Here is a 293-nt window from a genome sequence, read left to right on the forward strand (position 1 = left end):
CCCGTCATCCTCCACCATTTAGCCGACTTAGCTCAATTGGTAGAGCAACTGACTTGTAATCAGTAGGTTGGGGGTTCAAGTCCTCTAGTCGGCACCAGTTTTTATTGCAAGAGCCATTAGCTCAGTTGGTAGAGCATCTGACTTTTAATCAGAGGGTCGAAGGTTCGAATCCTTCATGGCTCACCATTTTAACTTAAATATGCGGGTGTGGCGGAATTGGCAGACGCACTAGACTTAGGATCTAGCGCCTTTGGCGTGGGGGTTCGACTCCCTTCACCCGCACTTTTAATAAA

At 47.8% G+C, this 293-nt stretch carries 3 tRNA genes; all 3 read left to right on the top strand.

Features of this window, described 5'->3' with window-relative positions:
* Nucleotides 1–21 precede the first annotated feature (21 nt).
* A tRNA-Thr gene (locus FOT98_RS31945) sits at nt 22–97 on the top strand.
* A 13-nt stretch (nt 98–110) separates the two neighbouring features.
* A tRNA-Lys gene (locus FOT98_RS31950) sits at nt 111–186 on the top strand.
* Nucleotides 187–201: 15 nt separating this feature from the next.
* Nucleotides 202–282 (top strand) — tRNA-Leu (locus tag FOT98_RS31955).
* Nucleotides 283–293 lie beyond the last annotated feature (11 nt).

This window comes from Bacillus sp. HY001 (genome assembly GCF_007558965.1).
In the GTDB taxonomy this organism is placed as follows: Bacteria; Bacillota; Bacilli; order Bacillales; family Bacillaceae_G; genus Bacillus_A; species Bacillus_A mobilis.